Genomic DNA, 23,376 nt, shown 5'->3' with positions numbered 1-23,376 from the left:
ACCGGAGTGCCTACCGCGTCCCCCGTCCGCCGGCGGTGGTGGACAGACGGCGCCCTGACCTGAGGTACACGCGGCGGAGTGCCGGACCACCCGTACCACCGCCAGGCCACCGCGGCTTTACGACGAGGGCGCATCGGTCACCGCAGTGCGACGTCCTTGTGGATGGGAGTCATGGAACCGGTGAGAGGCGAGCCGTCCCCTCCTCTGCGCGACGCGACCAGCTCGGCGACGATCGAGACCGCGGTCTCCTCCGGGGTCCGGGCCCCCAGGTCCAGGCCGATCGGCGCGCGCAGCCGGGCCAGTTCCTCATCCGTCACGCCGACCTCTCGCAGGCGCCGGAGGCGGTCCTCGTGGGTGCGGCGCGATCCCATGGCCCCGATGTAGGCCACCGGCAGGCGCAGCGCGTGGGCGAGCAGGGGCACATCGAACTTCGCGTCGTGCGTCAGCACGCACAACACGGTCCTGTGGTCGACGCCGGTGCTTTCGAGGTAGCGGTGCGGCCACTCCACGACCACCTCGTCCGCCTCCTCGAAGCGCCGGCGGGTGGCGAAGACGGCGCGGGCGTCGCACACCGTCACGTGATAGCCGAGGAGCTTTCCCTGCCGTACCAGGGCAGCCGCGAAGTCGACGGCACCGAAGACGATCATGCGTGGTGGGGGAGCACTGACCTCCACCAGCAGGCGCAGAGGCTGACCGCAGTACGAGCCGTCCTCACCCACCGTGACGGTGGAGGTGTGTCCGAGGTCGAGCAGCGCACGGGCCTCGCCGGCCACCACACGATCGAGTTCGGCGTTCCCGTCGAGCGTGCCCTCCACCGACCCGTCTCCCCGCAGCACCAGAAGACGGCCGATGTACGGCTGAGGTCCGTCGATCACACGCGCCAAGGCCACCGCTTCGTCAGCGCACACCCCCGCCAGCGCTGACGCCAGGAGCGGCCGGTGCGCATCGGACCGGCGGACGGGGACGGTGAGGACGTCGATGACACCACCGCACGTCAGGCCCACGGCGAAGGCGTCCTCGTCGCTGTAGCCGTAACGCTGGACCGTGCTGCGCCCGCTGTGCAGGGCCTCCCGGCACGCCTCGTACACAGCTCCCTCGACGCATCCGCCGGAGACCGAACCCACGGCTGTCCCGCCGGCATCGACGGCGAGCGCCGCCCCCGGCGTGCGCGGCGCGCTGCCGCTCACGGACACCACGGTGGCGACGGCGAAATCCTGATCAGCTTTGATCCAGCGGTAGAGATGCTCCGCGACATCCAACATCTTCAGCTCCTGAGGTGTGAAGTGTGGAGTGGGCCCGCCGCACCGCGATACGAGACGGCCCTGGGGTTGCGTTCACCGCCACCCGACACGGCGGAGAAGGAAGGGCAGGCGCCCGCAGAACCAGCCTAGAGGCCGATCCCCTCGGCCGCCCGAAACGCGCTCACGGCGGCCGGCTGCCGCGGCGAACCCGTGAACGACGTCGCTGAGAAGGCCGCGGCCACAGTTCCCGTCTCCCGGACAACGGCGCTCCCCTCCACGAATGGCGGACCGTTTTGCCCGGTTCTAGCATCAACCGGGAACCACTCCCGTTGACACGGCGCGCTCCTGCTCGCGAGCAGACTCCCAAGAATCGAGGCGCTATGAAGCATGCCGACACGCCGACGCGCCCAGGCGAAGCGACATCACAGATCCCGGACGTGGACGTCACACTCCACGTCAACGGCGACCCCTACCGCATGCGGTTCGACTCACGCGTGACGCTCCTGGACGCCCTGCGCGACCACCTCGGGCTCACCGGCGCGAAGAAGGGCTGCGACCAAGGCGCGTGCGGGGCGTGCACCGTCCTGGTCGACGGAAAGCGCATCGTCTCCTGCCTCGCTCTGGCGGCCCAGTACGACGGCCGCGAGATCACCACGGTGGAAGGGCTCACCGAGGACGGCGAGCCGCACCCGCTGCAGAAGGCGTTCGCCCGGCACGACGCGTTCCAGTGCGGCTACTGCACGCCGGGACAGATCATGTCCGCGGTGTCCCTGGAAGCCGAGGGCCGCGCGGGCACCGATGCGGACATCCGCGAGTTCATGAGCGGAAACATCTGCCGCTGCGGCGCCTATCCGAACATCCGCGCAGCGATCCGTGACGTCGTTTCGGAGGGCAACGATGCGTCCCTTTGAGTACGTCCGGCCCGCCGAGACCGAGCAGGCGGTGGCGGCCGTCACCGCCGACCCCCGCACGTCGTTCCTGGCCGGCGGCACCACCCAGCTCGACCTCATGAAGGACGGGGTGCTGGAGCCCGACCAGCTGGTCGACATCACCAGGCTGCCCCTCAAGGGCATCATGCACGCCGACTCCGCGGTTCACGTCGGCGCGCTGACGACGATGGAGGAACTCGCCGCGGACCCGTTGCTGCGCGAACGACTCCCCTTCGTCCGGGAGGCGCTCCTGCTGGGAGCGTCCACACAACTGCGCAACATGGCCACGATCGGCGGCAACCTGCTGCAGCGGGCACGGTGCCGGTACTTCCGTGACCCCACCGTCGCCGCGTGCAACAAACGCAGTCCTGGCTCCGGATGCGCCGCCATTCACGGCATCCAGCGCATGCATGCCATCCTCGGAACGAGCGACCAGTGCATCGCCCTGCACGCCTCGGACGTGGCCGTCCCCTTCGTGGCGCTGAATGTCACCGTCCACATCCAGGGCGCGGACGGGCCGCGCGCCGTTCCCCTCACGCAGTTCTACCGCGAGCCCGGCACGACGCCCCACATCGAGAACGTGCTGAACCACGGTGAACTGATCACGGAGGTCGAGATCCCCCTCCTCCCCGAAGGAGTGCGCTCCCACTACCTGAAGGTCCGCGACCGCGTCTCCTACGAATTCGCGCTCACCTCCGCCGGCGTGGCCCTGCACATGGACGGCGACACCATCCGTGAGGCCAGGATCGGCCTGGGCGGGGTGGGAACCGTCCCCTGGCGGGCGTGGAAAGCCGAGGACGTGCTGCGCGGAGCCACGGCCAGCACCGAGAACTTCCGGGCCGCCGCGGAGGCGGCTCTTGAGGGCGCCCGCACATTGCCCGGCACCGCGTTCAAGGTGGAGCTGGCCGAGCGCACCCTGGTGCGCACGCTCGAGACCGTCGCAGGAGCCTCGTCATGACCACTCTGGAAGATCCCACGCGCACGGTCATCGGTGACGGCGTGGACCGTGTCGACGCCCCCCTGAAGACCACGGGGGCGGCGCACTACCCCAACGACCACACCTACCCGGGGATGGTGCACGCGGCCCTGGTGGGCAGCACGATCGCCGCGGGACGCATCCGCAGCATCGACGCCTCGGAAGCTCAGCACGCCCCCGGCGTCCTCACCGTGATCACCCACCTGACCGCTCCCCAGCTGGAACGGGGTCCGATGACCCTTCTCGGTCCGTCGCCGCCGGCCCCCATGCAGGACGACCGCATCCTGCACTACGGCCAGCACATCGCCGTCGTCGTCGCCGACAGCCCCGAACAGGCACGGCACGCCGCCTCACTGATCAAGGTGGAGTACGAACCCGCCGAGGCGCTGCTCGACATCGACGACCCGCGCGCCGAAATCCTCGACAACCCCTGGGGCCTGGACACCGAGCGCGGCGACGTCACGGCAGGGTTCGCACAGGCCGCCGTCGTCGTGGAAGAGCGCTACACCACACCGGACAACACCAACAACCCGCTCGGACTGTTCACCACCATCGCCTCGTGGCACGGCGACTCGGTCACCGTCCACGACTCCACGCAGTGGCCGCACAACGTGCGCACCTCCCTCGCCCAGATCTTCCAGATCCCCGAAAGCGGTGTCCGCGTACTCGCCCCCTTCGTCGGCGGCGGCTTCGGAGCCGGACTGCGCGTGTGGTCCCACACCATCCTCACGGCGATGGCCGCACGCGAGATCAAACGCCCGGTGAAACTCGTCCTCACCAGGCCACAGATGTTCACGTCCGTCGGGCACCGCCCCAACAGCGTCCAGCACGTCAAGATCGGCGCCACCGCCACGGGCGACCTGACCGCCATCGAACACCGCGCCAACTCGTCGGTGGCGATGGAGGACGACGACTACGAACCGGTCGCCGCCGGATCAGCAGTCGCCTACGACTGCCCCAACGCCCTGACCCGTGACCGTCAGACCCGCCTCAACATCCCCTGCCCGGGCTCCATGCGCGCCCCCGCCGAGGGACAGGGCAACTTCGCCCTGGAATCCGCCATCGACGAGGTGGCGCACGCGCTCGGCATGGACCCGCTGGAACTGCGGCTGCGCAACTACGCCGAACACAACCCGGTGCTGGGCCTGCCCTGGTCGAGCAAGGCCCTGCGCGAGTGCTACACCCTCGGTGCGGAACGCTTCGGCTGGTCGCGCCGCACGCCGGGCATCGGCTCCATGCGCGACGGCGACTGGCTGATCGGATACGGCATGGCCGGCGTGTCCTACCCCTTCTACCAAGTGCCCTGCCAGGCACGGGCGTCGGTGCGCCGAGACGGGTCCGCCTACGTCACCAGTGCCGCGACCGACATCGGCACCGGCACGTACACCGTCATGACGCAGCTCGCGGCCGAATGCCTGGGCCTGGACCTCACCAAGGTCCGCTTCGACCTCGGCGACTCCGACATGCCCTACTCGCCCCAGGCCGGAGGGTCCGGCCTCACCGGGGCGCTGGCCAACGCCGTGCACATGGCCTGCGGCAACCTCGTCAAGGAGTTCCTCGAGATCGTCCGCGACGACGACGCCTCCCCGCTCCGCGGAGCGACGGCCGAGGAAGTCACCGCGAGCGGGGGCCGCCTGCACCGCACCGACGCACCGGACCAGGGGGAGGCATACACCGACGTCCTCAACCGTCACGGCCTGGAGGAACTCAGCGCGGACGGCCGCAGCACACCCCCCGACCCCCAGAAGCTCGGCATGGCCACAGCCGGCGCCTTCGGCGCGAAGTTCGTCGAAGTCCGCATCGACCCCCACCTCGGACTGCTGCGCGTGACGCGCGTCGTCAGCGCGATCGACGGCGGACGCATCCTCAACGAGAAGACCGCCTCCAGCCAGATCATCGGGGGCACCGTCGGCGGCATCAGCCAGGCCATGTTCGAGGCGACGGCAACCGACGCGGGCACGGGCCGGATCGCCAACGCCACCTTCGGGGACTACCTGATGCCCGTCAACGCGGACATCCCCGACATGGAAGTGATCTTCTGCGGCGGCCCCGACCGGGCCACCGCCGTCGGCACCAAGGGAGTCGGTGAGATCGGCCTGGTCGGCATCGCGGCAGCCATCGGCAACGCCGTCCACCACGCCACAGGCCGGCGACTGCGCGACCTGCCCTTCACCATCGACCAGCTGCTCCTGTGAATCCCGGTCCACCCGTGCGGCGAGCGATCTGATCCGTCCGGCGCCCCGGTCCTCCGGGGCGCCGGACACGCTGCGGCGACTCCGAACAGCGCGGTGCCGCATCCGCCGCGCGAACCCGCTCGGGGGACGGCTGATCGTTCTACCGGGGACGCAGTACCCCGTCGGGGTCGTAACGCCGCCACAGTGCAGCGACGCGGGTGCCGACGGCCCCGGGATAGGTACGGTCGAACGAGGCCTGGCTCGGACGGCTCTCGAAGTTCACGTACGCCCCCTCCATGTGCCGTTCCACCGGCTCCCACGCCTTGAGCAGGTCGTCGTACCCGTGGGGAGGGAAGGTGGAGGCGGTGACAAGCCACCGCTGGTGCCGGTGCGGGAAGGCGGTGGCCGCGGGATCGACGTCGGCCACCGCACCACCGAGTGAACGCATCTGGACGAACGGGGGCGTGGGCCCGGCCATCATGTCGGCCAGGGCACGGCCGGCGGCCGGTGTGACGTCCGTGAGCAGTCCGTTCGTCGTCGAGGCGGGCATCTGCCCGACGTTGACGTGCAGGTGCTCCCGCGGGACGAGACTCGTGTACGGCGTGAGCAGCGCCTGCTGAAGGGTCACGTCACCTATGCCGAGGAGCGGCTCGATCGCCCTGCTGACGGCCTGCGTGTCGTCGGTGGCGACGACCGCGGTGATGAAGGCGTTCGTCACCGGTCCCTGCGAGGAGAACATGACGGCCGTCGTGAGCTCCCGAGGGGCGTCCTTCAGTACCGCGTCCAGCCGCTGCAGCACACGGCCCGCCGGATCGACCCGAGCGGCGAGCTGCGCGTATCCGACGTTCCGCAGTTCCAGGGCCTCGAACTCGAAGGCCACGGCTATACCCGCCCCCGCGCCGGCGCCCCGCATCACCCACAGCAGGTCCGGCTCGTTGCCGGGGTCCGCACGTACGGCCGTACCGTCGGCCAGCACCACCTCGACCGCCCGTACACGGTCCACCGTGAGCCCGAAACGCCTGACCAGCCACCCGACGCCCCCACCGGTGGCGAGCCCGCCGACGCCGACATTGCCGTGGTCGCCGGAGCTGATGGCCAACCCGTGCGGACCGAGTGCCTGGGCGACCTGCGCCCAGCGGGCGCCCGCCCCCACCCGCACCAGCCGCCTGGAGCGGTCGAGGACCGTGACCTCGTTCATCCGCCGCAGATCGATGACCAGCCCGCCGTCGTTGGTGCCGCGTCCGGACAGACCGTGCCCGCCGCTGCGCACCGCCACGGGAAGCCCGCGGTCCCGCGCCAGGGCCAGGGCGGCGGCGACGTCACCGGCTGATTCCGGGACGGCGACGACGGCGGGAGTGCCCACCGTGGTGTAGGTCGAGCGGTGGGCGCGGTAGCGGCTGTCGTCCGGTGTGATCAGCTTTCCGGACAGGGCCGCGGGCGCGGCAACGGTTTCCGGATTCATCGCTGCCCCCTGTGCGCCGCGACGCGTGCGCGCACCGCCGGGACGACGTGCGCGGCGAAGAGCTCCAGCTGGAGCGCGGCGTCGCCCACGGGCCAGAAGATGAACGTGTCGAACCCCAGACGCAGAGCCCAGTCGGTGAGCGTGTCGACCCACGCCTCGACGTCGCCGACGAGTCCGTGGCGGCCGCCGTGCGCCCCGATGGTGCCGATGACGTTGTAGACGCGCCGGACGGATCGCGGATCGCGGCCCGCTGCCGTGGCCGCCTCGTCGATGATCAGCTGCCGCTCGGGCACCTCCTCGGGCGGTACATAGATGTTCAGCGGCGAGATCCAGCCGTCGGCCGCCCGCCCGGTCACGGCGAGCATCTTGGACTTCTGCGCACCCAGCCAGAGCTGCACCGGGGCCACCGGGACAGGCCCGGCCCGGTAGCCCGCGACGGTGTGGTGCGGAGTCTGCATCCGCACCGCACCACCGGCCAGCGCCTGATGCATGAGATCGAGGGACTCCTCGGTGAAGGCGACCATCTGCGCGCCACGCCGGGGCACGCCGCCCATGGAGGCGATCGCGTCGGGGAAGGCGCCGCCGCCCACCCCCAGCTGCACCCGGCCCCCGGTGAGGACGTTCAAGGAAGCGGCCGCTTTGGCGAGCAGCGCCGGGGGCCGCAGCTGAAGATCGGCAACGTCGGTGAGGAAGGAAATCCGCTCCGTCGACGCTGAAAGGTGACTGAGCAGCGTCCAGGTCTCCAGGTGGCCCGGCTGGTACGGATGATCCTGCAGGGCGAGGTAGTCGAGCCCTCCGGCGTCGGCCTGTCGTGCGAGCCGGCGGGTCTCTTCGAGAGCGTCCGCTGCCGGGTCGAGGCTCAGGCCGAACGACAGCGGGTGTCCGTAATCGGTCATGGCACCACAGTGCGGTCACCGTCACGGCAGACCAAACACCCCGTAAGGTGCTAACCTTTCGTAAGTTACCGAGGAGAGTATCACATGCCGCGACAGCTCGAGCGCAGTTCCATCCACGACGACACCTGCCCCCGCTTCCAGGAAGTCCTCGAAACGGTGGGCCGCCGCTGGACCGGCTCCATCCTGATGGCCGCGGTCCAGGGCGCCAGACGCTTCGGCGAATACCGCGCAGTGATCGACGGCCTCTCCGACCGCCTCCTCTCCCAGCGCCTCAAGGAACTCGAGAACGAAGGACTGATCCGGCGGACCGTGGTCCCGAGCACGCCGGTCCAGATCACCTACGCCCTGTCCCCCTTGGGGGAGGAACTCCTCGAGGCCCTCCAGCCCCTGGTCCGCTGGAGCACACGCAGGACGGCCTGCGAGGCACACACCCCGCGCGGTACCGGGGAAGCGCGCGCCTGACCCGGCCGTGACGGCAGGAGGCGTGCGGGCCGGGTGGCAGCCGGGCCGCGCCTGCGCGCGGCTCTACGGAGCGGACGAAGTGACCTGCCGGTTCACCTGTCGACCGGTTCGCCGTCGCCCCGGGCGCGGGTCGTCGGGTCGTCGGCGGCCAGCGCGGCGCGCAGTCCGCGGCGGCCGGAGATACCGAGCTTGCGGTAGGCCGACGTCAGGTGTGTCTCGACCGTGCGCTGGGTGACGAACAGCGTCCGGGAGATGTCCACGTTGCTGCCGCCGGCGGCGGCCAGGCGGGCGACCTGGAGCTCGCCGGGGGTCAGGGCGGCCGGGCCGCGGGAGACGGGGCGTCTGGGCCGGGCACCGGTGGCGACCAGCGCCCGGCGCGCCGTGGCGTACAGCTGGTGCGCCTCGAGCGCGTACGCCGTCTCCAGCGCCTCCCGCAGCACGGTGCGCGCGGCCTCGGTGCGGCCCGAGACGTACAGGGCCCGGCCGCGGGCGATCCGTACGCGCGTCAGGGCCAGGCGGGCGGGCGTCGCGGCCAGGACCGCCTCGGCCTCCTCCAGCAGGGGCAGCGCGCCGTCCTCCCCGCGCGCGGCGGCCAGCAGTTCCAGCCCCGCGCCCAGGGCGCACGGCAACTGGGCCCGGCGCGCCGCGTCCACGGCCTCCTCGGCCAGGTCGCCGCAGGCCTTCGTGTTCCCCAGCACCGCGTACGCCCTGCCCGCCCAGTACCACCACGAGGAGACGGCCGGGCTGAGGCGCTGCCACGCGCGCTGCCGTTCGCCCGCCTCCGTCAGGTCGGCGAGAGCGGCCGGCGCGTCGCCCTCGGCCAGCCGCAGCCTGCCCCGCGCGGCGAGGAGTTCGTTCCACTGCCAGCCGTCCTCCAGCGGCGGAACGGGACCGCGCGGGGCCAGGGCGGCCGCCTCGGCGACCTGGTCCCGGTCGAGCAGGGTCTGGAGCCGGACGGCCCGGGCCAGCGCGTGACAGCTGTCCGTGCGCTCGGCGGGCGCCCCCCGCAGGGCCTCGGCCGTGGCGGCCAGCGCCCGGTCCAGGTCGCCCTGGCGCTCGTAGGCGTCCGCGCAGAGCGCGAGGAGCGTGGCGTGCTGCCAGTCGTCGAGGACGTCCGCGCCCTCGAGGAGCCGGCGCAGGGCGGTCTCGGCCTCGTCCGGGCGGTCGGTGTACAGCAGGACCGCGGCCGCCGAGCCCAGCGTGGCCGGGGCGTCGGCCGGCGGAGTCCCGTACAGCAGGACGGCCCGCGCCGCCGCGAGGGACTCGGCGACGCGGTCGAGACGGGACACGGCGATCACCGCACGGGCGGCGAGCAGGGCGCGCCCGCCCGCCGTGTCCGGCGCCGGATCCAGGCCGATCGAGGCCGCGTCGAGCACCTGACGGAAGGCCCGGTGGCTGGTGTTGGAGGTGAGGAGCAGATGCGCCTCCAGCAGATGGGCGCCGGCCGGGTCCTCCCCGGCCGCGACGGCCTCCGCGCGGCGGATGCGCAACAGTTCCACGGCACGAGGGACCTGCCCGGTGCGGACCATCGCGCCGATCAGGGCGGTGAGGACGGTCAGGCGCCGGTCGGCGGCGGTCAGCAGGGGCAGGGCGCGCAGCAGGCGCCCGATGCCCGCCTCCGGGTCCGAACGCACCTCCGACACACCCAGTTCGACCAGCAGGGCGGGGTCGTCGACGAAGTCGGCGTCCTCGGGCACGCAGTGCCGCAGCAGCTCGAGGGCGTGCTCGTGGGCACCGCGCCGGGAGGCTGTGCGGGCGGCCTCGCGCAGCACGGTGCGGGCCCAGGGCTCCGTGGTGGTCGTGCCGGAGGACCGCAGGTGCTCGGCGACCTGCTCGGCCGGGGCGCCCCCGTCGTGCAGCAGCCGGGCCGCGCGCAGGTGCGTCGACATCCTCAACTGCGGTGACATGTCCGCGAGGACCGTCTCCCGCGTCGGGGGGTGGGCGAAGTACCAGTCCTCGGTGCCCGGCGGCGAAGACACCAGGCCGAGGGCGTCCAGGGTCAGCACCGCCCGCGTGAACACGGCCGGGTCCAGGAGGGCGAGCGCCGCGCAGTGCGCGAAGGGGGCTCCGTCCCCGAGCACCGCCATCGCCTGGGCGGCCCTCAGCGTGACCGGCTGCTGGTGCAGCGTCGCCACGACCCGCCGGCCGAACAGGGCGACGTCCTCCAGGTGCGCGCGGGCGATGCCGGCCGCGGTCAGCGGCGAGCCCTCCCGGTGCAGCGCGGCCAGCAGCCGGGTGACGAGCAGCGGAATGCCGTTCGTGGCGGACAGGCAGGCGGCGTGGAACTCCTTGTCGCCGGACCGTCCGGTCAGGCGCCGGGCGATCAGTCCGATGCCCCGCTCGGACAGCGGGCGCAGGCGCAGCACGCTGGACAGCGGGCGGGTCGCCATCTCGTCGAGGAGCGGCGCGTCGGTCTCCGGGCAGCGCGAGACGGCCAGCAGGACGGGCATGCCGCTCAGCCGCCGGGCGGTGTGCGCGAGGAAGCGCAGCGAGGCGGGATCCGCCCGTTCGGCGTCGTCGACCACGAGGAGGACGGGGCCGGGGCGGCTGATGCGGCGTACCGTGCGGTGCAGCCCGGCCAGGACGTCGTACGTCCCCTCCGGCCATCCGACAACGTTGTTGTGGCCGACCGGGAAGGGAGGGCGGCCGGCCGCGGGAACCGCCCCGGGCGCGTCCGTGACCGGTCCGTCGAACAGCGCCGAACCCTCCTCCGGGTCCGTCAGGTAGGGGTGCAGGAGTGCGTGCGCCACGGCGAAGGGCGTCTGCCCGCCGGTCCGCTCGCCGCGTGCCTCCAGGACCCGCAGCCCCTGTGCGCGGGCCCGCTCGGCCAGGCTCCGCAGCAGGGTGGTCTTGCCGATGCCCTCCTGCCCCTCCACCAGCAGCAGCCCGGGGTGACCGGCGGCCGTCCGCCGCACCAGGTCGGAGATGACGGAGAGCTCGTACTCCCGTTCCACCGGGTCCGCCGTGCCGGCCGGGTCCGCCGGGCCTCCCGGGTCCGCCGGAACGGCGTCCGCGGAGGACCGCGCCGCGCCGGTCGGGTGGTGCTCGCCGGAGGAACCGGGTGAACGGGTCATTGCTTGGCTTCCCCCTTGCGGCACCGCTGCCGAGGACGGACTCTCTGCCGGTCGCCGACCATCCTGGTGCACAAGGGGGTCAGAGATGAGCAACAACGCGCAACTGCTGCTGTATCACTGGTCACTTCGGCGCTCGCGACCGGCGCGCGATCCGCCGCGGACGCCCCATTTCGGGGCCTCCGGGCAGACCGCGCGGTACGGGGGCGAGAGCCAGGGGTCCGGCGGCGGTACGGCCGTGAGGGGGGGGGCTCCTCGGGCTCAGGTCACCGCGCCCGGCTCCTGCGGCGTGGGGTTGTAGTCACCCGTGCCGGTGATGTCCCGCAGGCGCACGGCGGCCGTGAGCATGTCCTGGTGCGTGGTGTACAGGGCGTTGACCCCGAACCGGAGGATGTCGGGCGCCCGCATGTCGGCGACGACACCCTGCCGCGCCAGCGCCCGGACGAGCCCGTAGGCGTGCGGGTGGCGCAGGGAGACCTGGCTGGCCCGCAGCGCGGGGTCGGACGGGGACGCCGCGGTGAACCCCAGCGGCGCCAGCAGCTCCTCGGCGCACCGCAGGAAGAACCCGGTCAGCGACAGGCTCTTCGCCCTCACCTGCTCCAGGTCCACCCCGTCGAAGGCGGTGAGCGCCGCCTCCAGCGCGAGCAGCGACAGGATCGGCGGGGTGCCGATGCGGGCCCGCGCGATGCCGGGCGCCGGAACGTAGTCCTCGGCGAGACCGAAGGGGTCGGCGTGGCCGTTCCAGCCTGTCAGCGGCGTGTGCAGGTTCTCGTGGTGACGGCGGGCCACGTACAGGAAGGCCGGGGCGCCCGGACCGCCGGACAGGAACTTGTAGCCGCAGCCCACGGCAAGGTCCACACCGACGTCGTCCAGGCGCAGCGGGAACGCCCCGGCGGCATGGCACAGGTCCCACACGGCCAGGGCGCCCGCGCGGTGGGCCGCCCGCGTCAGCGCCTCCAGGTCGTACAGCTCGCCGGTGCGGTAGTCGACGGGCGAGTAGCTGACGGCGGCCACCTGGTCGCCCTCCTCGGCGAGGAAGCGCTCCAGGTCGGCCGGGCGCACCTGCCGCAGCCGCAGTCCGCGCTGACGGGCCACCGACTCCGCCAGGTACCGGTCGGTGGGAAAGTGCCCGGGGTCGGTGACCAGCAGCGTCCGGCCGGGCCGCAGCGCGGCCGCCGCGCCGAGCGCGTTGAACAGCTGCACGCTGGTGGAGTCGCCCGCCACCGTCTGCCCCGGCGCGGCGCCGAGGAGCCGGCCGATCGCGTCGCCGACACGGACCGGCGCGTCCCACCAGTCGTGCTCGGTCCACGACCCGATCAGCCCCTCGCCCCACTGCCGGTGGACGACGTCCGTGAGGACGGGCGGCACCGCGGCGGGCAACGGGCCCAGGGAGTTGCCGTCGAGGTAGACGATACCCTCAGGCAGCAGGAACCGGTCCCGCAGCGGGGCCAGCGCGTCCTCGGCGTCCAGCGCCCTGGCCTGCTCCCCGACGGCGGCGGGTACGGTCGTCATCGGCCTGTTCCTTCCGGTGCGGTCCGCCCGGGACGCTCGGCGCCGAAGGCGGCGGACATGTCCCACAGGGTGTCGGCGACCGCCGCGGCCCCCGGCGCACCGGGCTCGATCAGGGTGTAGTGACCCGTGCCGGGCAGCACCACGGTCCGCAGGTCGTGGTGCACGGCCGCGTAGTCGCTGAACTGGGTGAGCGGCACCTCCTCGTCGACGGCGCCGTGCAGCAGCACGGTGGGCACCCCGGTCGAACCGGCCTCCCGCAGCAGGGTGAGCGGGTCCACGGACGGCAGCCGCTCCTCGAACACCTCCTCGCCGCCCAGCAGTTGCAGGGCCGCGTCGTCGCTGAGGCGGTCCCGGCGGGTCGCGTCGAGGTCGGTGATCGGCGCCAGCGCCAGGACGGCGGTCGGCAGCGCCCGCGTGTGCCAGGGCGAGTCGGGCGACAGCAGCCCGCGGGCCGCGCACCACAGCGCCAGGTGGCCGCCCGAGCAGTGACCGGCCAGCACGTAGGGCCGGCCGGCGGGCAGGGTGTCCACGATCCGCGCCACGTCGTCGAACGTCTCCGGGTATCCGCCCGCCCCGCCCGACCTGCGGAACCCCGGCAGCAGCACGGAGAAGCCCTGCTGCGCCAAGTAGGCCGCGAACGGGGTCAGATGCATGCGGTCGTACCGCCAGTACCCGCCGTGCAGCAGCACCACCAGCGGGGCGTCCGTCTCCTCGGCCGGCCAGGCGTCGTACACCTGGTGGGGGTGGTCGCCGTACCTGCCGTGCCGGGGCGCGAGCACCGGCTTCAGGCTCAGGACCCGCTTCTCCTCCTCCGCGGCGAACGCGGAGATCTCCCTAGACGTCACCGCGCGCCGCCCACAGCTCGGGGAACACCATGTGGGCCGCGCGCTGCTCCAGCCACGCGAGCCCCGCCGAACCGGCGCTGCCCTGCTTGGCGCCCATCGCGCGGCGCACCACCATCACGTGGTCCTGCCGCCAGCGCGTCACCAGTTCGGCGACGTCGGTGAGCAGTTCGCCCAGCACCAGCAGCGGATCGTGCTGCGGGCCCGCGTAGATCCGCCGCCACACCTCCACCACGCCCTCGTCGGCCGTGTACGAGACGGTGACGTCCCGCTCGAGCACGTGCTCCGGCACCGGCAGACCCCGACGGTGCAGGAACAGCAGCACCTCGTCGTACAGCGACGGCTCCCGGTACGCCTCGCGCAGCGCCTCGTGCACCGAGGGGTCGCCCTGGTGGGCGCGGACCAGCGCGGCGGACTTCTGCCCGAGCAGGAACTCCAGGTGCCGGTACATCGCGGACTGGAACCCGGACGCCTTGCCGAACGCGGCGCGGAATCCGTTGAACTGGACCGGCGTCAGTGCCGAGATGGGCGCCCAGGACGCGTTGAGCGCGTGCAGCGCCCGCCGGCTGCGCACCAGCGCGTCCATGGCCGCGTCCAGGTCGTCCTTGACGAGGAACTCGCGGGCCGCGCGCCACTCGTGCGCGATCAGGGTGAACCACAGCTCCATCACCTGGGTGGTGACGAGGAACCCCATCTCGTCCGCCGCCTCGGTGAGCGGGTGCTGGAGGGAGTTGAGGACCGACGCGTGGACGTACGAGTCGTACGGGCTCGAACCCTCGAAGGGCTGGGTGAGCGGATCGTCCGTGGACAGATCCGGGCAGGTGGACGTGGAGTGAGTCATCAGTGCTCCTAGCGGACCGCCTCCGGCCGGGGGAGGCGGGGGAGGCGGCGGTGGGGGTGCCGCGTGGTGTCAGAGCTGGACGCCGCCGCTGGCGTCGATCCAGTGGCCGGTCATCCACCGGGCGTCGTCGCCGGCGACGAACGAGACGATGTCGGCGATGTCGGCGGGGGCACCGAGCCGGCCGAACACCGAGCGGTCCGAGTACATCTGCCGGATCCGCGGGTTCGCGAGGGTCGGGTTGATCTCCGTCTCGGTGAAGCCGGGCGCGACCGTGTTCACCGTGATGCCACGCGGGCCCAGCTCCTTGGCCAGGTTCAAGGTGAGGGCGTCCAGGGCGCCCTTGGTCATCGTGTAGGCGACGATCGCGGGCAGCGGGACCCGCGTGGCGACCGAGGAGATGTTGATGATCCGCCCGCCGTCCCGCAGCCGCTCCAGAGCGTGCTGGACGATGAAGAACGGCGCCTTGGTGTTGATCGCGAAGACCCGGTCGTAGTCCTCCTCGGTGACCTGGGCGATGGGGCGGGGCAGGGTGATGCCGGCGTTGTTGACCAGGATGTCCAGTCCCGGTTCCGCTCCCTGCGCGGCCAGCCCCTCGTCGAAGGCCGACCACAGGGCGGCGGCGTCGCCGGGAACACCGAGTTCGGCGTGCACGGCGAACGCGCGTCCGCCTTCCGCCTCGATCTCCTTGACGGTCCGCTCGGCGGCCGCGTGGTCGTGTCCGTAGTGCACGGCGACCAGCGCGCCCTCGCGCGCCAGCCGGAGGCTGATGCCTCTGCCGATGCCCCGGCTGCCGCCGGTGATCAAGGCGGTCCTGCCCGCGTGCCGCTGGGTGGTGGTCAAGGTCGTCTCCTTACGGGGGAGCCCGGGAACCGGGACGGGAGCTGGTCGGGGTGTCAGGCGTCGAAGTCGAGGGTGAGGTCGTCGGTGCGCGGACGGGCCCGGCAGGCGAGCGTGTAACCCGCGTCCAGGTCCCGGGCGTCCAGGGCGTACTGGGACTCCAGCGTCACCGCGCCGGACACCACCTTCGCCCGGCAGCTGCCGCACACCCCGTCGCGGCAGGAGTAGGGCGTCTCGGGGCGGTGGCGCAGCACGGCGTCGAGGGCCACCCGGTCCTCCGGCCGCATGGTGACGACGCTGGTACGGCCGCCGAGGACGGCGGTGATGCGGCTCCGCCGGCCCTGCCGGTCCGGTGGCGTGGCGGGTTCCGGCGACGTCGGCGTTCCGGCGGCCGAGAACAGCTCGAAGCGGACACCGTCCGCCGGCGCGCCCCAGGCGGCGAGCGTGTCGCGCACCGTCTCCACCAGCCCGTACGGCCCGCACAGGGCGAACCGCGTGCCGGGACCGGGACGGGCGTCCAGCAGCTCGAGCAGCCGCAGCAGCTTGGGCGCGTCGATCCGCCCGCTGCACAGCTCGCTCTCGCGGCGCTCGCGGGAGAGGACGTGCAGCACCGTGAAACGGTCGACGAACTCGTCCTTGAGCAGCGCGAGTTCGTCCGCCAGCAGGGCGTCGTGGGCGGTGCGCGCCGCGTGCACCAGGGAGAGCCGGCAGCCCGGGTCCTCGCGCAGGGCCGCGGCGGCCATCGGGGCGAGCGGGGTGATGCCGCAGCCGCCCGCGATCAGGACATGGTGTCCGCCCCTGACCGCCGGCAGGCCGAACGTTCCGGCGGGCGGCGACAGTTCCAGCGGATCGCCCTCCGCAAGCGTGGTGAGGGCGTACGCGCCGAAGCCGTCGGGGGAGTTGCGCTTGACCACCACGCGCAGCGCGGCGGGGTCGCCGGGCGGCGGGCACACCGAGTAGCTGCGGCGCAGCTCGCCGCCGGGCGTACGGTGCCGGACCACGACGTGCTGACCGGGCTGGTGGGCGAAGGTCTCCGCCAGATCCGCCGGGACGTCAAGGGTGATGGCCACGGTGTCCTCGGCCAGGCGCTCCAGGCGGGCGGCCGTCAGCCGGAACCAGCCGGTGGGCCGGACCCCGGCCCGGCTCGACGGCTCCTCCCGTCCGGGGTACTGCCGGGCGTCCTGGGCGATGGGCGCTGTGCTCATGCGGTCACCTCAGATCGCCGTGATGGTGGGGAAGGTCTCCCGGCAGGCCGTGCAGCGCAGCATCGACTGGCAGCGCGTCGGCCCGAAGGAGCTGTGCGGCCGGGTGGCCCGCGACCCGCAGTGCGGGCAGGGGACGCCGAGGTCGACGCGCACCGGCCCGGACGCGGCGCCGGCGGGGGAGGGCGGGGCGATGCCGTGGGCGGCGAGCTTGGCGCGGCCCTCCGGGGTGATGCGGTCCGTGCTCCAGGCGGGCGCGAGGACCTGGCGCACCCGGCCGTCGGGATGGCCGCACTCCTCCAGGACGTCCTGGACGGCGGCGGTGATGGCGGGCAGCGCCGGGCACCCCAGGAACGTCGGGGTGAGCTCCACCGTCAGGGTTCCGTCGGCCGCCGTGGTCACGGCGCGCACGACACCGAGGTCGCCCAGGGTGATCACCGGCAGTTCGGGGTCGGGCACCGCCTCCACCCGGGCCCGCACCCGCGCGGCGTCGAGGCGGGGCGCGGTGGACGCCACGGGAGCGGCAGGGAGAGGAGCGGTGGCGTCGGTCCGCGCGGTCACCAGGTGCCTCCCGGGAACTGCCGGCGCACCGACTGCATCTCGGCGATCAGCGGACCGAACGCCTCGGTGTGCAGGCCCTGCCGGCCGCCGCGCCCCTGCCAGGACGGCGCGGGCACGGTGAGCCCGGCGCGGTCCAGGACGGCCGCGACGCTCGCCTCCCACGCCGTGCGCAGCGCGGCGAGCGGCGGGAGCACACCCGCCGCGACGAGCCGGTCCGACACGTCGTCCTCGTCGAACAGTTCGGCCGTGTACGGCCACACCTGCTCCAGGCCCGCCCGCATCCGGCGGGTGCTCTCCTCGGTGCCGAGTCCCAGCCGCACCGTCCACAGGTCGGCGTGCCGGCGGTGGAACGCCGTCTCCTTGGCGGCCCGTGCCGCGAACGCGGCCAGCTCCCGGTCCGAGCCGCCGGCCAGCGCCTCGTACAGCAGCACCGCGTAGTGGGTGTGGGCGAGCTGCCGGGCCATGGTCACGGCGAAGTCGCCGTTGGGCAGCTCGGTGAGCAGGGCGTTGCGGAACTCGCGGTCCGGGCGGCCGAAGGCGAGGTCGTCCTCGGAGCGGCCGGTGCCGTCCAGCTGCCCGCTCCGCGCCAGCAGGGCACGGGCGTGGCCGACGAGGTCCAGGGCGATGTTGGACAGCGCCAGGTCCTCCTCGATCGTCGGCGCCCGCGTGATCCACTGGCACAGCCGCTGCCCGAGGACCAGGGCGTCGTCGCCCAGACGGAGCGTCAGGGCGGCGAGGTCGGCGTCCGCGGCGTGGCAGGCCTCCGCCTCGGGGACGGTCTCCGCGGCCCGGCCGGCGGGCGGCGGTGCGAGGGTGCGGCCGGTCTCAGGCATCGTCGTCGCTCCCCTCGGCGCCGCTCTCCCCGGTCAGCGGGGCGAACTGCTCGGGATACCGGTAGGGCTTGTGCCGCGCGTGGGCGAAGAACGGGTCGTGCTCGTCGGGGGACGCGGCGTGCACCGCGTCGGAGCGGACCACCCACAGCGACAGCGGTTCGCCCCGGCGGGTGTACAGGTCGCGGGCGTACGAGAGCGCCGTGTCGGGGTCGCCGGCGCGCACCGACCCCACGTGCTGGTGCGCCAGCCCCCTGCGGGGCCGCAGGAACACCTCCCAGGACGCCGGCGCGCCCTCCGTCGTACGGCTCGTCGTACGGCTCATGTCGCAGGCTCCGTCGTGTGTGCGGCGTCCGGTGCGGTCTCGAGGGCTTGGGCGGTCCCGGCGTCCTCGGCGGTCAGGGCGTGCTCCCGGGCCGCGTGGGCGGCGGCCGCCTCGCGCACCCACGCGCCGTCCTCGTGCGCCGCCGTCCGGTGGGCCAGCCGCTGCCGGGCACAGGCCGAGTCGTCTCCCAGCGCGCCCCGGTACACCTCCCAGTCGATCGGCCCGAAGTCGTAGTGCCCGCGCTCCTCGTTCCAGCGGATGTTCGGGTCGGGCAGCGTCAGCCCCAGGCGCTCGGCCTGCGGCACGCACTGGTCGACGAACCGCTGCCGCAGCTCGTCGTTGGTGTGGTGCTTGATGCCCCAGGCCATCGCGCGGCGCGACACCGCCGCCCCCAGCGCGGCGGTGCGCTCGTCGGCGCCCCCCGCGACCGTGTCGGGCGGCCCGAACATCAGGGCAACGGCCGGCAGCCACCAGCGGTCGACCGCGTCCTGCGCCATCTGCCGCTGCTCCGGGGTCCCTTCGCACAGCGCGCGCATCAGGTCGTACCCCTGCCGCACGTGGAAGGCCTCCTCCTGGCAGACGCGGAGCATCGCGCGGGCGTACGGGCCGTACGAGGTCCGGCACAGCGGCGCCTGGTTGATCACCGCGGCGCCGTCCGTCAGCCAGGCGATGGCCCCGGTGTCGGCCCAGGTGAGCGCCGGGTGGTTGAAGGTGGCCGCGTAACGCTGCTTCCCCTGGTGCAGGGCGTCGAGCAGTTCGGCGCGGTCCACGCCCAGGGTCTCGGCGGCCGAGTACAGGTACAGGCCGTGGCCCGCCTCGTCCTGCACCTTCGCGATCAGCACCGACTTGCGGTACAGCGACGGCGCCCGGGTCAGCCAGGCACCCTCCGGCTGCATGCCGATGATCTCGGAGTGGGCGTGCTGGGCGATCTGACGCAGCAGCATCCGGCGGTAGCCGTCGGGCATCCAGTCCCGGGGCTCCACCGTCCCGCCCTCGCCCAGCAGTTCCTCGAAGCGCGCGGCGCGCTCCTCCTCGGCGGCGGCTGCCGGAGCGTCCCCGGCGAGCGCGGCGCTCACGGCGTACCGTCCCCGGCCCGCCCGGTGCCGGGACCGGTCCGTCCCTCGGCGCCCGTCCCTGCGCTCTGCCTGAGCACCCTCATCACTCCCTCGCGACTGCGACCGCCCGCCCGGCCGGCACGGGACCGGCGGGCGGAACCTCCACCGAGAACAGAGGCCGCGCACCGTCCCCGCTATCCCCGCCCCCGCCGCTTCGTCGCGTGACGGACGTCACGCGGGGGCGGGGGAGTGTCGGCCGCCCCCGCCGCCTCTTCTTCTGGCGACACACGGATGTGGCAACGGATGTGGCACACGTGGCACAGCGAAAGGGGACACCCATGAGCACCATCAGGGAGCTGCTGGTCGAACTCACCGGCACCGCCGAGTACGCCGACGCCATCGGCGACGACGTCGACCTCGCCGCCAGCGGCATCGACTCCGGTGACCTGGTGCGCCTGGTGCTGCTCGTCGAGCAGCGCACGGGCGTGGAGATCACCGCCGAGGACATGGAGAAGCTGCACACCATCGCCGACTACGAGCGTTTCGTCGAGGAGCGCTCCGTCGCCGCCGGCGGTGCGTGATGTGGCTGACGCAACTGGTGGAGCGCAACCGCCAGTGCTTCCCCGACCGCACCGCGCTCGTCGACGAGCGGCGCAGTGTGACCTGGGCGCAGTTCCACGACCGGACGGCGGAACTGGCCCGGGGCCTGGCCGCGCTGGGCATCGAGCGCGGAGACCGGGTCGCGGTGCTCTCCCAGGACCGGATCGAGGTGCTGGAGACGTACTTCGCGCTCGCCCGGCTCGGCGCGCTGTTCGTGCCGCTCAACCACAGCCTGGCCGTGCCCGAGGTGGCCGGGATCATCGAACGCGTCGGCGCCGTCGCCGTGCTGGGTGAGTCCGCCCTCCTGGACCGCCACCCCACGCTGCCGGCGTCCGTGCGCATCCGGATGGCGTTCGACGTGCCGGCCTTCGACGCGCTGGGCACCCTCGCCGAGCCGGTCGAGCTGCCCGAGGTGTCCGACACCGACCCCGTGGCCGTGCTGCACACCTCCGCGACCACCGGACAGGCCAAGGGCGTCACCGTCGACGCGGGCTCCTTCCGCGCCATCGCCCTGGGCTGGCTGGTGTCGGCCCGCCCCACCGACGACATCGTGATGGTCAACTGCTGCCCGCTGTACCACGGCAGCATGGTCGTCTCCCTCACCTACCTGGCCGCCGGCGCCACCGTGGTGCTGATGCCCGGCTTCACCCCGCAGCGCGCGCTCGCCGCGGTCGAGCGCCACCGGGCCACGCACATGTGGCTGGTGCCGCAGATGCTGCGCTTCATGCTCCAGGCGAAGGCCTCGCACAGCACCGACCTGTCCTCGCTGCGGGAGGTCCTCTACGGCGCCGCCCCCATGCCGCTCGACGTGTACGCGACGGCGGTGGAGCGCCTGGGCTGCGGCTTCCGCCAGGTGTACGGCATGACGGAGGTGGGCGGCCCGTTCGTCACCCTCGGCCCCGACGAGCATCCCGCACCCGGCGACGTCAGCGCGCGCATCCCGTGCGGGCGCGTCATCCCGGGCATGTCGGCGCGGGCGGTGGACCGGCAGGGCAGCGAGGTGCCGCGCGGGGAGATCGGCGAGATCGTGGTCCGCGGCCCGGGCGTCATGCAGGGGTACTGGAACGACCCCGAGGCCACCCGCGAGGTCACCCTCGACGGCTGGATCGTCACCGGCGACCTGGGCTTCATGGACGAGGACGGCCGCATCCACCTGGTCGACCGCAGCAAGGACCTCATCATCCGGGCGGGGCAGAACGTGTACCCCTCGGAGATCGAGCGCGTCCTGATGACCCACCCGGCGGTCCGCGACGCGGCGGTCGTGGGCATGCCCGACGAGGACTACGGCGAAGTACCGCTGGCGTACGTCGTCGCCGAGGACGGCACCACCACCGCCGACCTGTTCGGGCACGTCAAGGAGAACCTCGCGCCCTACAAGCGGCCCCGCGCGATCGAGTTCATCGAGCAGGTGCCGCGCAACCCGGCCGGGAAGATCGTCAAGAAGCTGCTGCGGGTCTGACGCGGTGGCGTCGGAGGCGGACGCGGCGGCGCACGACACGGCGGCGGCCCACGGGGCGGCGGGAGCGGACGGCGCGGCGGCGGACGTGCGGGCGGAGCTGGAGCGCCTGCGCGCGCCGCTCGCCGCCGCGGGCCTCGGCCTGGGCGTGGCCCTGTCGTCCGACCCTGCGGCGCGTCCCGCCGGGCCCGCCGAGGCCGCTGCCGCCGCCGGGATGATCCCGGAGCGCCGCCGGGAGTTCCTGGCCGGCCGCCTCGCCGCCCGGCGCGCCCTGCGGTCGGTGGGACTCACCTGCGGGGATGTCCCCCGCGCGGGACGGCGGCCCGTCTTCCCGCCGGGGTACGCGGCCTCGATCACGCACGACGCGGGCATCGCGGTGGCGGTGGCCCGCGCACCCGGACACACCGGCCCCGCCGGATGCGACCTCGAGCTGGGCCGCTTCCCCCTGGAAGCCCCCCGACTGGTGCTGCGCGAGGACGAGGAGCCCTGGCTGCACGACGCCGGCCAGTCTCTCGCGCCGGCCCGGCTGCGGGTTGCGTTCTCCGCCAAGGAGGCGGCGTGGAAGGCGCTGTACGGTGCGCAGGGCAGCACCGAGGCTCACAGCCTGCGTGACTTGTGTGCCGTTCCCGAGGCGGACGGTGGCTTTCATGTCCGGCCGCGTGGTGACGGCGACGTGGGTGTCCGCGTGTGCGTGTGTCCGGTCGCCACGGGCGTGTTCAGCTGGGTCCGGCCGTCCCGGGACGGCGGCCGCTGAGCCGGGTGCCGGGCATGGGCGACGACAGGGGGCGGCGGTCAGAAGACCGCCGCCCCCAGCGTCGTCTCCGGAGGAACGCCTCGCCTACTCCTTGGCGTTCACCAGCACCGCCATGTTGCCCGCCGGATGACGGTTGTCGTGGATGAGCTGGTGGGCCAGGCCGATCTCCTCGAAGCCGAAGGTGCGCGACAGACACGGGTCGATGACGCCCTGGTCGATCAGCCGGGTCACCTCGCGCGCCTCCCGGACGCCGGCGACGTGCGAGCCCTGGAGGCGCTTCTGCCGCATCCACAGGAACCGCAGGTCCACGTCGCCGTTGTAGCCGGTGGTGCCGCCGCAGATGACGACCATGCCGGCGTTGTCGCACATGTAGATCGAGGTCGGGACGGTGTCCGCGCCGGAGTGCTCCAGCACGATCCGGGGCGCCCGGCGCTCCCCGAGGACCTCCCAGAAGCGCCGGCCGAAGGCGCGGGCCCCCGCCAGCCAGCGGTTCATGGCGGCCTCGTCCGAGGCGTCCGGCAGGCGTCCCCAGTGGTCGAAGTCGCGCCGGTCGATGTATCCCTCGGCGCCCAGCTTCACGCAGAACTCGCCGCGCTCCTCGCTGGAGACCACCGCGACCGGGATGCCGCCCACGTGCCGCACGAGCTGGATGGCGATGCTGCCCAGGCCGCCCGCACCGCCCCAGATCAGCACCGGGTCGCCGGGCCGGACGGTGTGCGGGGGCCAGCCGAACAGCTGGCGGTAGGCCGTGGCCGCCGTCGCCATGTAGCAGGCGGCCTCCGCCCAGGACAGCCGGGCCGGCTTGGGGTGGCACATGTAGTCGTCGACGACGGCGAACTGGGCGAAGGAGCCGTAGTTCTCCTCGTAGCCCCACACGCGCTGGCTGCTGGAGGTGGCGGGTTCGCCGCCGAGGCGGATGTCCTCGGCGGACTCGTCCCAGCGGCTGGCGAGCACCACCACCTCGTCGCCGAGCCGCACCCCGCGCACGTCCTCGCCGACCGCCCAGACGATGCCGGACAGGTCGGAGCCGCCGATGTGGAAGTCCTCGGCGGCGCCCGCCTTCTGCCGGGCCGCGATGACGTCCAGCGGCGAACCGAGGGCGGCCCAGACGTTGTTGTAGTTGACGCCGGCCGCCATCACCTTGACCAGCACCTGGCCGCGGCCGACGGGCGGCACGTCGACCACTTCGGTGCGGAAGGCGTCGATCGGCTGACCGTAGCGCTCCTGGCGGATGAGGGAGGCGTACATCCGTGTGGGCACGGTGCCCATCTCGGGCGCGTCGCCGAGTTCGTAGAGGTCCTCGACCTTGGTCACGGCAGATCTCCTGAGCGGTGGGAGCGGTGCCGGCCG

21 protein-coding genes are annotated in these 23,376 nt (G+C 73.2%); 7 read left to right on the top strand and 14 right to left on the bottom strand.

What is annotated here, in order from left to right; translation table 11 throughout:
* Positions 1-137 precede the first annotated feature (137 nt).
* Positions 138-1,262 carry an XdhC family protein gene (locus tag ACFOSY_RS05005; RefSeq protein ID WP_394305481.1) on the bottom strand — a complete coding sequence of 375 codons (1,125 nt, stop codon included), beginning with the start codon at positions 1,260-1,262 and terminating at the stop codon, positions 138-140.
* A 359-nt stretch (positions 1,263-1,621) separates the two neighbouring features.
* On the opposite strand from ACFOSY_RS05005, the gene ACFOSY_RS05000 reads away from it, so the two are divergent.
* The 3 genes from ACFOSY_RS05000 to ACFOSY_RS04990 are packed head-to-tail and all read left to right on the top strand — an operon-like array spanning position 1,622 to position 5,341.
* Complete coding sequence (locus tag ACFOSY_RS05000) at positions 1,622-2,152, top strand: (2Fe-2S)-binding protein (RefSeq protein WP_394305480.1); 531 nt, start codon at positions 1,622-1,624, stop codon at positions 2,150-2,152.
* Complete coding sequence (locus ACFOSY_RS04995; protein ID WP_394305479.1) at positions 2,139-3,128, top strand: FAD binding domain-containing protein; 990 nt, start codon at positions 2,139-2,141, stop codon at positions 3,126-3,128. The genes ACFOSY_RS05000 and ACFOSY_RS04995 overlap by 14 nt, the downstream gene beginning before the upstream one ends.
* A complete protein-coding gene (locus ACFOSY_RS04990) occupies positions 3,125-5,341 on the top strand; it encodes a xanthine dehydrogenase family protein molybdopterin-binding subunit (RefSeq protein WP_394305478.1) in 2,217 nt (738 codons plus the stop codon). Before ACFOSY_RS04995 ends, ACFOSY_RS04990 begins: the two co-directional genes overlap by 4 nt.
* Positions 5,342-5,480: 139 nt before the next feature.
* Here ACFOSY_RS04990 and ACFOSY_RS04985 read toward each other — a convergent pair whose 3' ends face one another.
* Both ACFOSY_RS04985 and ACFOSY_RS04980 read right to left on the bottom strand, forming a co-directional pair.
* On the bottom strand, positions 5,481-6,782 hold the full coding sequence (locus ACFOSY_RS04985) for an FAD-binding oxidoreductase (protein WP_394305477.1): 1,302 nt from the start codon (positions 6,780-6,782) through the stop codon (positions 5,481-5,483).
* Positions 6,779-7,678: an LLM class flavin-dependent oxidoreductase gene (locus tag ACFOSY_RS04980; protein ID WP_394305476.1), complete on the bottom strand. Its 900-nt coding sequence runs from the start codon at positions 7,676-7,678 to the stop codon at positions 6,779-6,781. The genes ACFOSY_RS04985 and ACFOSY_RS04980 overlap by 4 nt, the downstream gene beginning before the upstream one ends.
* 84 nt (positions 7,679-7,762) lie before the next feature.
* Between ACFOSY_RS04980 and ACFOSY_RS04975 the strand changes: the two genes are divergently transcribed.
* The gene (locus ACFOSY_RS04975) at positions 7,763-8,140 is read left to right on the top strand and encodes a winged helix-turn-helix transcriptional regulator (RefSeq protein WP_394305475.1); all 378 of its coding nucleotides are present in this window, start codon (positions 7,763-7,765) and stop codon (positions 8,138-8,140) included.
* Positions 8,141-8,232: 92 nt separating this feature from the next.
* Here the strand turns inward: ACFOSY_RS04975 and ACFOSY_RS04970 are convergent, their stop codons facing one another.
* From ACFOSY_RS04970 to paaA, 10 genes are all read right to left on the bottom strand, one after another.
* Positions 8,233-11,214, bottom strand: coding sequence for a helix-turn-helix transcriptional regulator (locus ACFOSY_RS04970; protein WP_394305474.1), 2,982 nt, complete (start codon positions 11,212-11,214; stop codon positions 8,233-8,235).
* Between the two features lie 258 nt (positions 11,215-11,472).
* Positions 11,473-12,723 (bottom strand): kynureninase, encoded by a 1,251-nt coding sequence (gene kynU, locus ACFOSY_RS04965; protein WP_394305473.1) that lies wholly within the window; start codon positions 12,721-12,723, stop codon positions 11,473-11,475.
* A complete protein-coding gene (locus ACFOSY_RS04960; protein ID WP_394305472.1) occupies positions 12,720-13,568 on the bottom strand; it encodes an alpha/beta hydrolase family protein in 849 nt (282 codons plus the stop codon). The genes kynU and ACFOSY_RS04960 overlap by 4 nt, the downstream gene beginning before the upstream one ends.
* On the bottom strand, positions 13,558-14,406 hold the full coding sequence (locus ACFOSY_RS04955; RefSeq protein WP_394305471.1) for a tryptophan 2,3-dioxygenase: 849 nt from the start codon (positions 14,404-14,406) through the stop codon (positions 13,558-13,560). Before ACFOSY_RS04955 ends, ACFOSY_RS04960 begins: the two co-directional genes overlap by 11 nt.
* A 69-nt stretch (positions 14,407-14,475) precedes the next feature.
* Positions 14,476-15,246: an SDR family oxidoreductase gene (locus ACFOSY_RS04950; RefSeq protein ID WP_394305470.1), complete on the bottom strand. Its 771-nt coding sequence runs from the start codon at positions 15,244-15,246 to the stop codon at positions 14,476-14,478.
* A gap of 53 nt (positions 15,247-15,299) precedes the next feature.
* Positions 15,300-16,448, bottom strand: coding sequence for a 2Fe-2S iron-sulfur cluster-binding protein (locus ACFOSY_RS04945; RefSeq protein WP_394305469.1), 1,149 nt, complete (start codon positions 16,446-16,448; stop codon positions 15,300-15,302).
* A gap of 9 nt (positions 16,449-16,457) precedes the next feature.
* Positions 16,458-17,006, bottom strand: a complete 549-nt coding sequence (gene paaD / locus ACFOSY_RS04940; RefSeq protein ID WP_394305468.1) for a 1,2-phenylacetyl-CoA epoxidase subunit PaaD — start codon at positions 17,004-17,006, stop codon at positions 16,458-16,460.
* The gene (paaC, locus tag ACFOSY_RS04935; RefSeq protein WP_394305467.1) at positions 17,003-17,839 is read right to left on the bottom strand and encodes a 1,2-phenylacetyl-CoA epoxidase subunit PaaC; all 837 of its coding nucleotides are present in this window, start codon (positions 17,837-17,839) and stop codon (positions 17,003-17,005) included. Before paaC ends, paaD begins: the two co-directional genes overlap by 4 nt.
* The gene (gene paaB / locus ACFOSY_RS04930) at positions 17,832-18,161 is read right to left on the bottom strand and encodes a 1,2-phenylacetyl-CoA epoxidase subunit PaaB (RefSeq protein ID WP_394305466.1); all 330 of its coding nucleotides are present in this window, start codon (positions 18,159-18,161) and stop codon (positions 17,832-17,834) included. The genes paaC and paaB overlap by 8 nt, the downstream gene beginning before the upstream one ends.
* On the bottom strand, positions 18,158-19,237 hold the full coding sequence (gene paaA / locus ACFOSY_RS04925) for a 1,2-phenylacetyl-CoA epoxidase subunit PaaA (RefSeq protein ID WP_394305465.1): 1,080 nt from the start codon (positions 19,235-19,237) through the stop codon (positions 18,158-18,160). Before paaA ends, paaB begins: the two co-directional genes overlap by 4 nt.
* Before the next feature lie 317 nt (positions 19,238-19,554).
* Between paaA and ACFOSY_RS04920 the strand changes: the two genes are divergently transcribed.
* Genes ACFOSY_RS04920 through ACFOSY_RS04910 form a run of 3 tightly spaced genes read left to right on the top strand, consistent with a single transcriptional unit; the run spans position 19,555 to position 22,026 of the window.
* Positions 19,555-19,797, top strand: a complete 243-nt coding sequence (locus ACFOSY_RS04920) for an acyl carrier protein (protein WP_006132209.1) — start codon at positions 19,555-19,557, stop codon at positions 19,795-19,797.
* Positions 19,797-21,275, top strand: a complete 1,479-nt coding sequence (locus ACFOSY_RS04915; RefSeq protein ID WP_394305464.1) for a class I adenylate-forming enzyme family protein — start codon at positions 19,797-19,799, stop codon at positions 21,273-21,275. The genes ACFOSY_RS04920 and ACFOSY_RS04915 overlap by 1 nt, the downstream gene beginning before the upstream one ends.
* A gap of 4 nt (positions 21,276-21,279) precedes the next feature.
* A complete protein-coding gene (locus tag ACFOSY_RS04910) occupies positions 21,280-22,026 on the top strand; it encodes an enterobactin synthetase (protein WP_394305463.1) in 747 nt (248 codons plus the stop codon).
* Positions 22,027-22,110: 84 nt separating this feature from the next.
* Here the strand turns inward: ACFOSY_RS04910 and ccrA are convergent, their stop codons facing one another.
* Positions 22,111-23,340 carry a crotonyl-CoA carboxylase/reductase gene (gene ccrA / locus ACFOSY_RS04905; RefSeq protein ID WP_394305462.1) on the bottom strand — a complete coding sequence of 410 codons (1,230 nt, stop codon included), beginning with the start codon at positions 23,338-23,340 and terminating at the stop codon, positions 22,111-22,113.
* Between the last annotated feature and the right edge of the window lie 36 nt (positions 23,341-23,376).

This window comes from Streptomyces lusitanus (assembly GCF_042647945.1).
GTDB classification, from domain to species: Bacteria; Actinomycetota; Actinomycetes; order Streptomycetales; family Streptomycetaceae; genus Streptomyces; species Streptomyces pseudogriseolus.
This window is presented reverse-complemented; position numbering and strand designations above follow the sequence as displayed.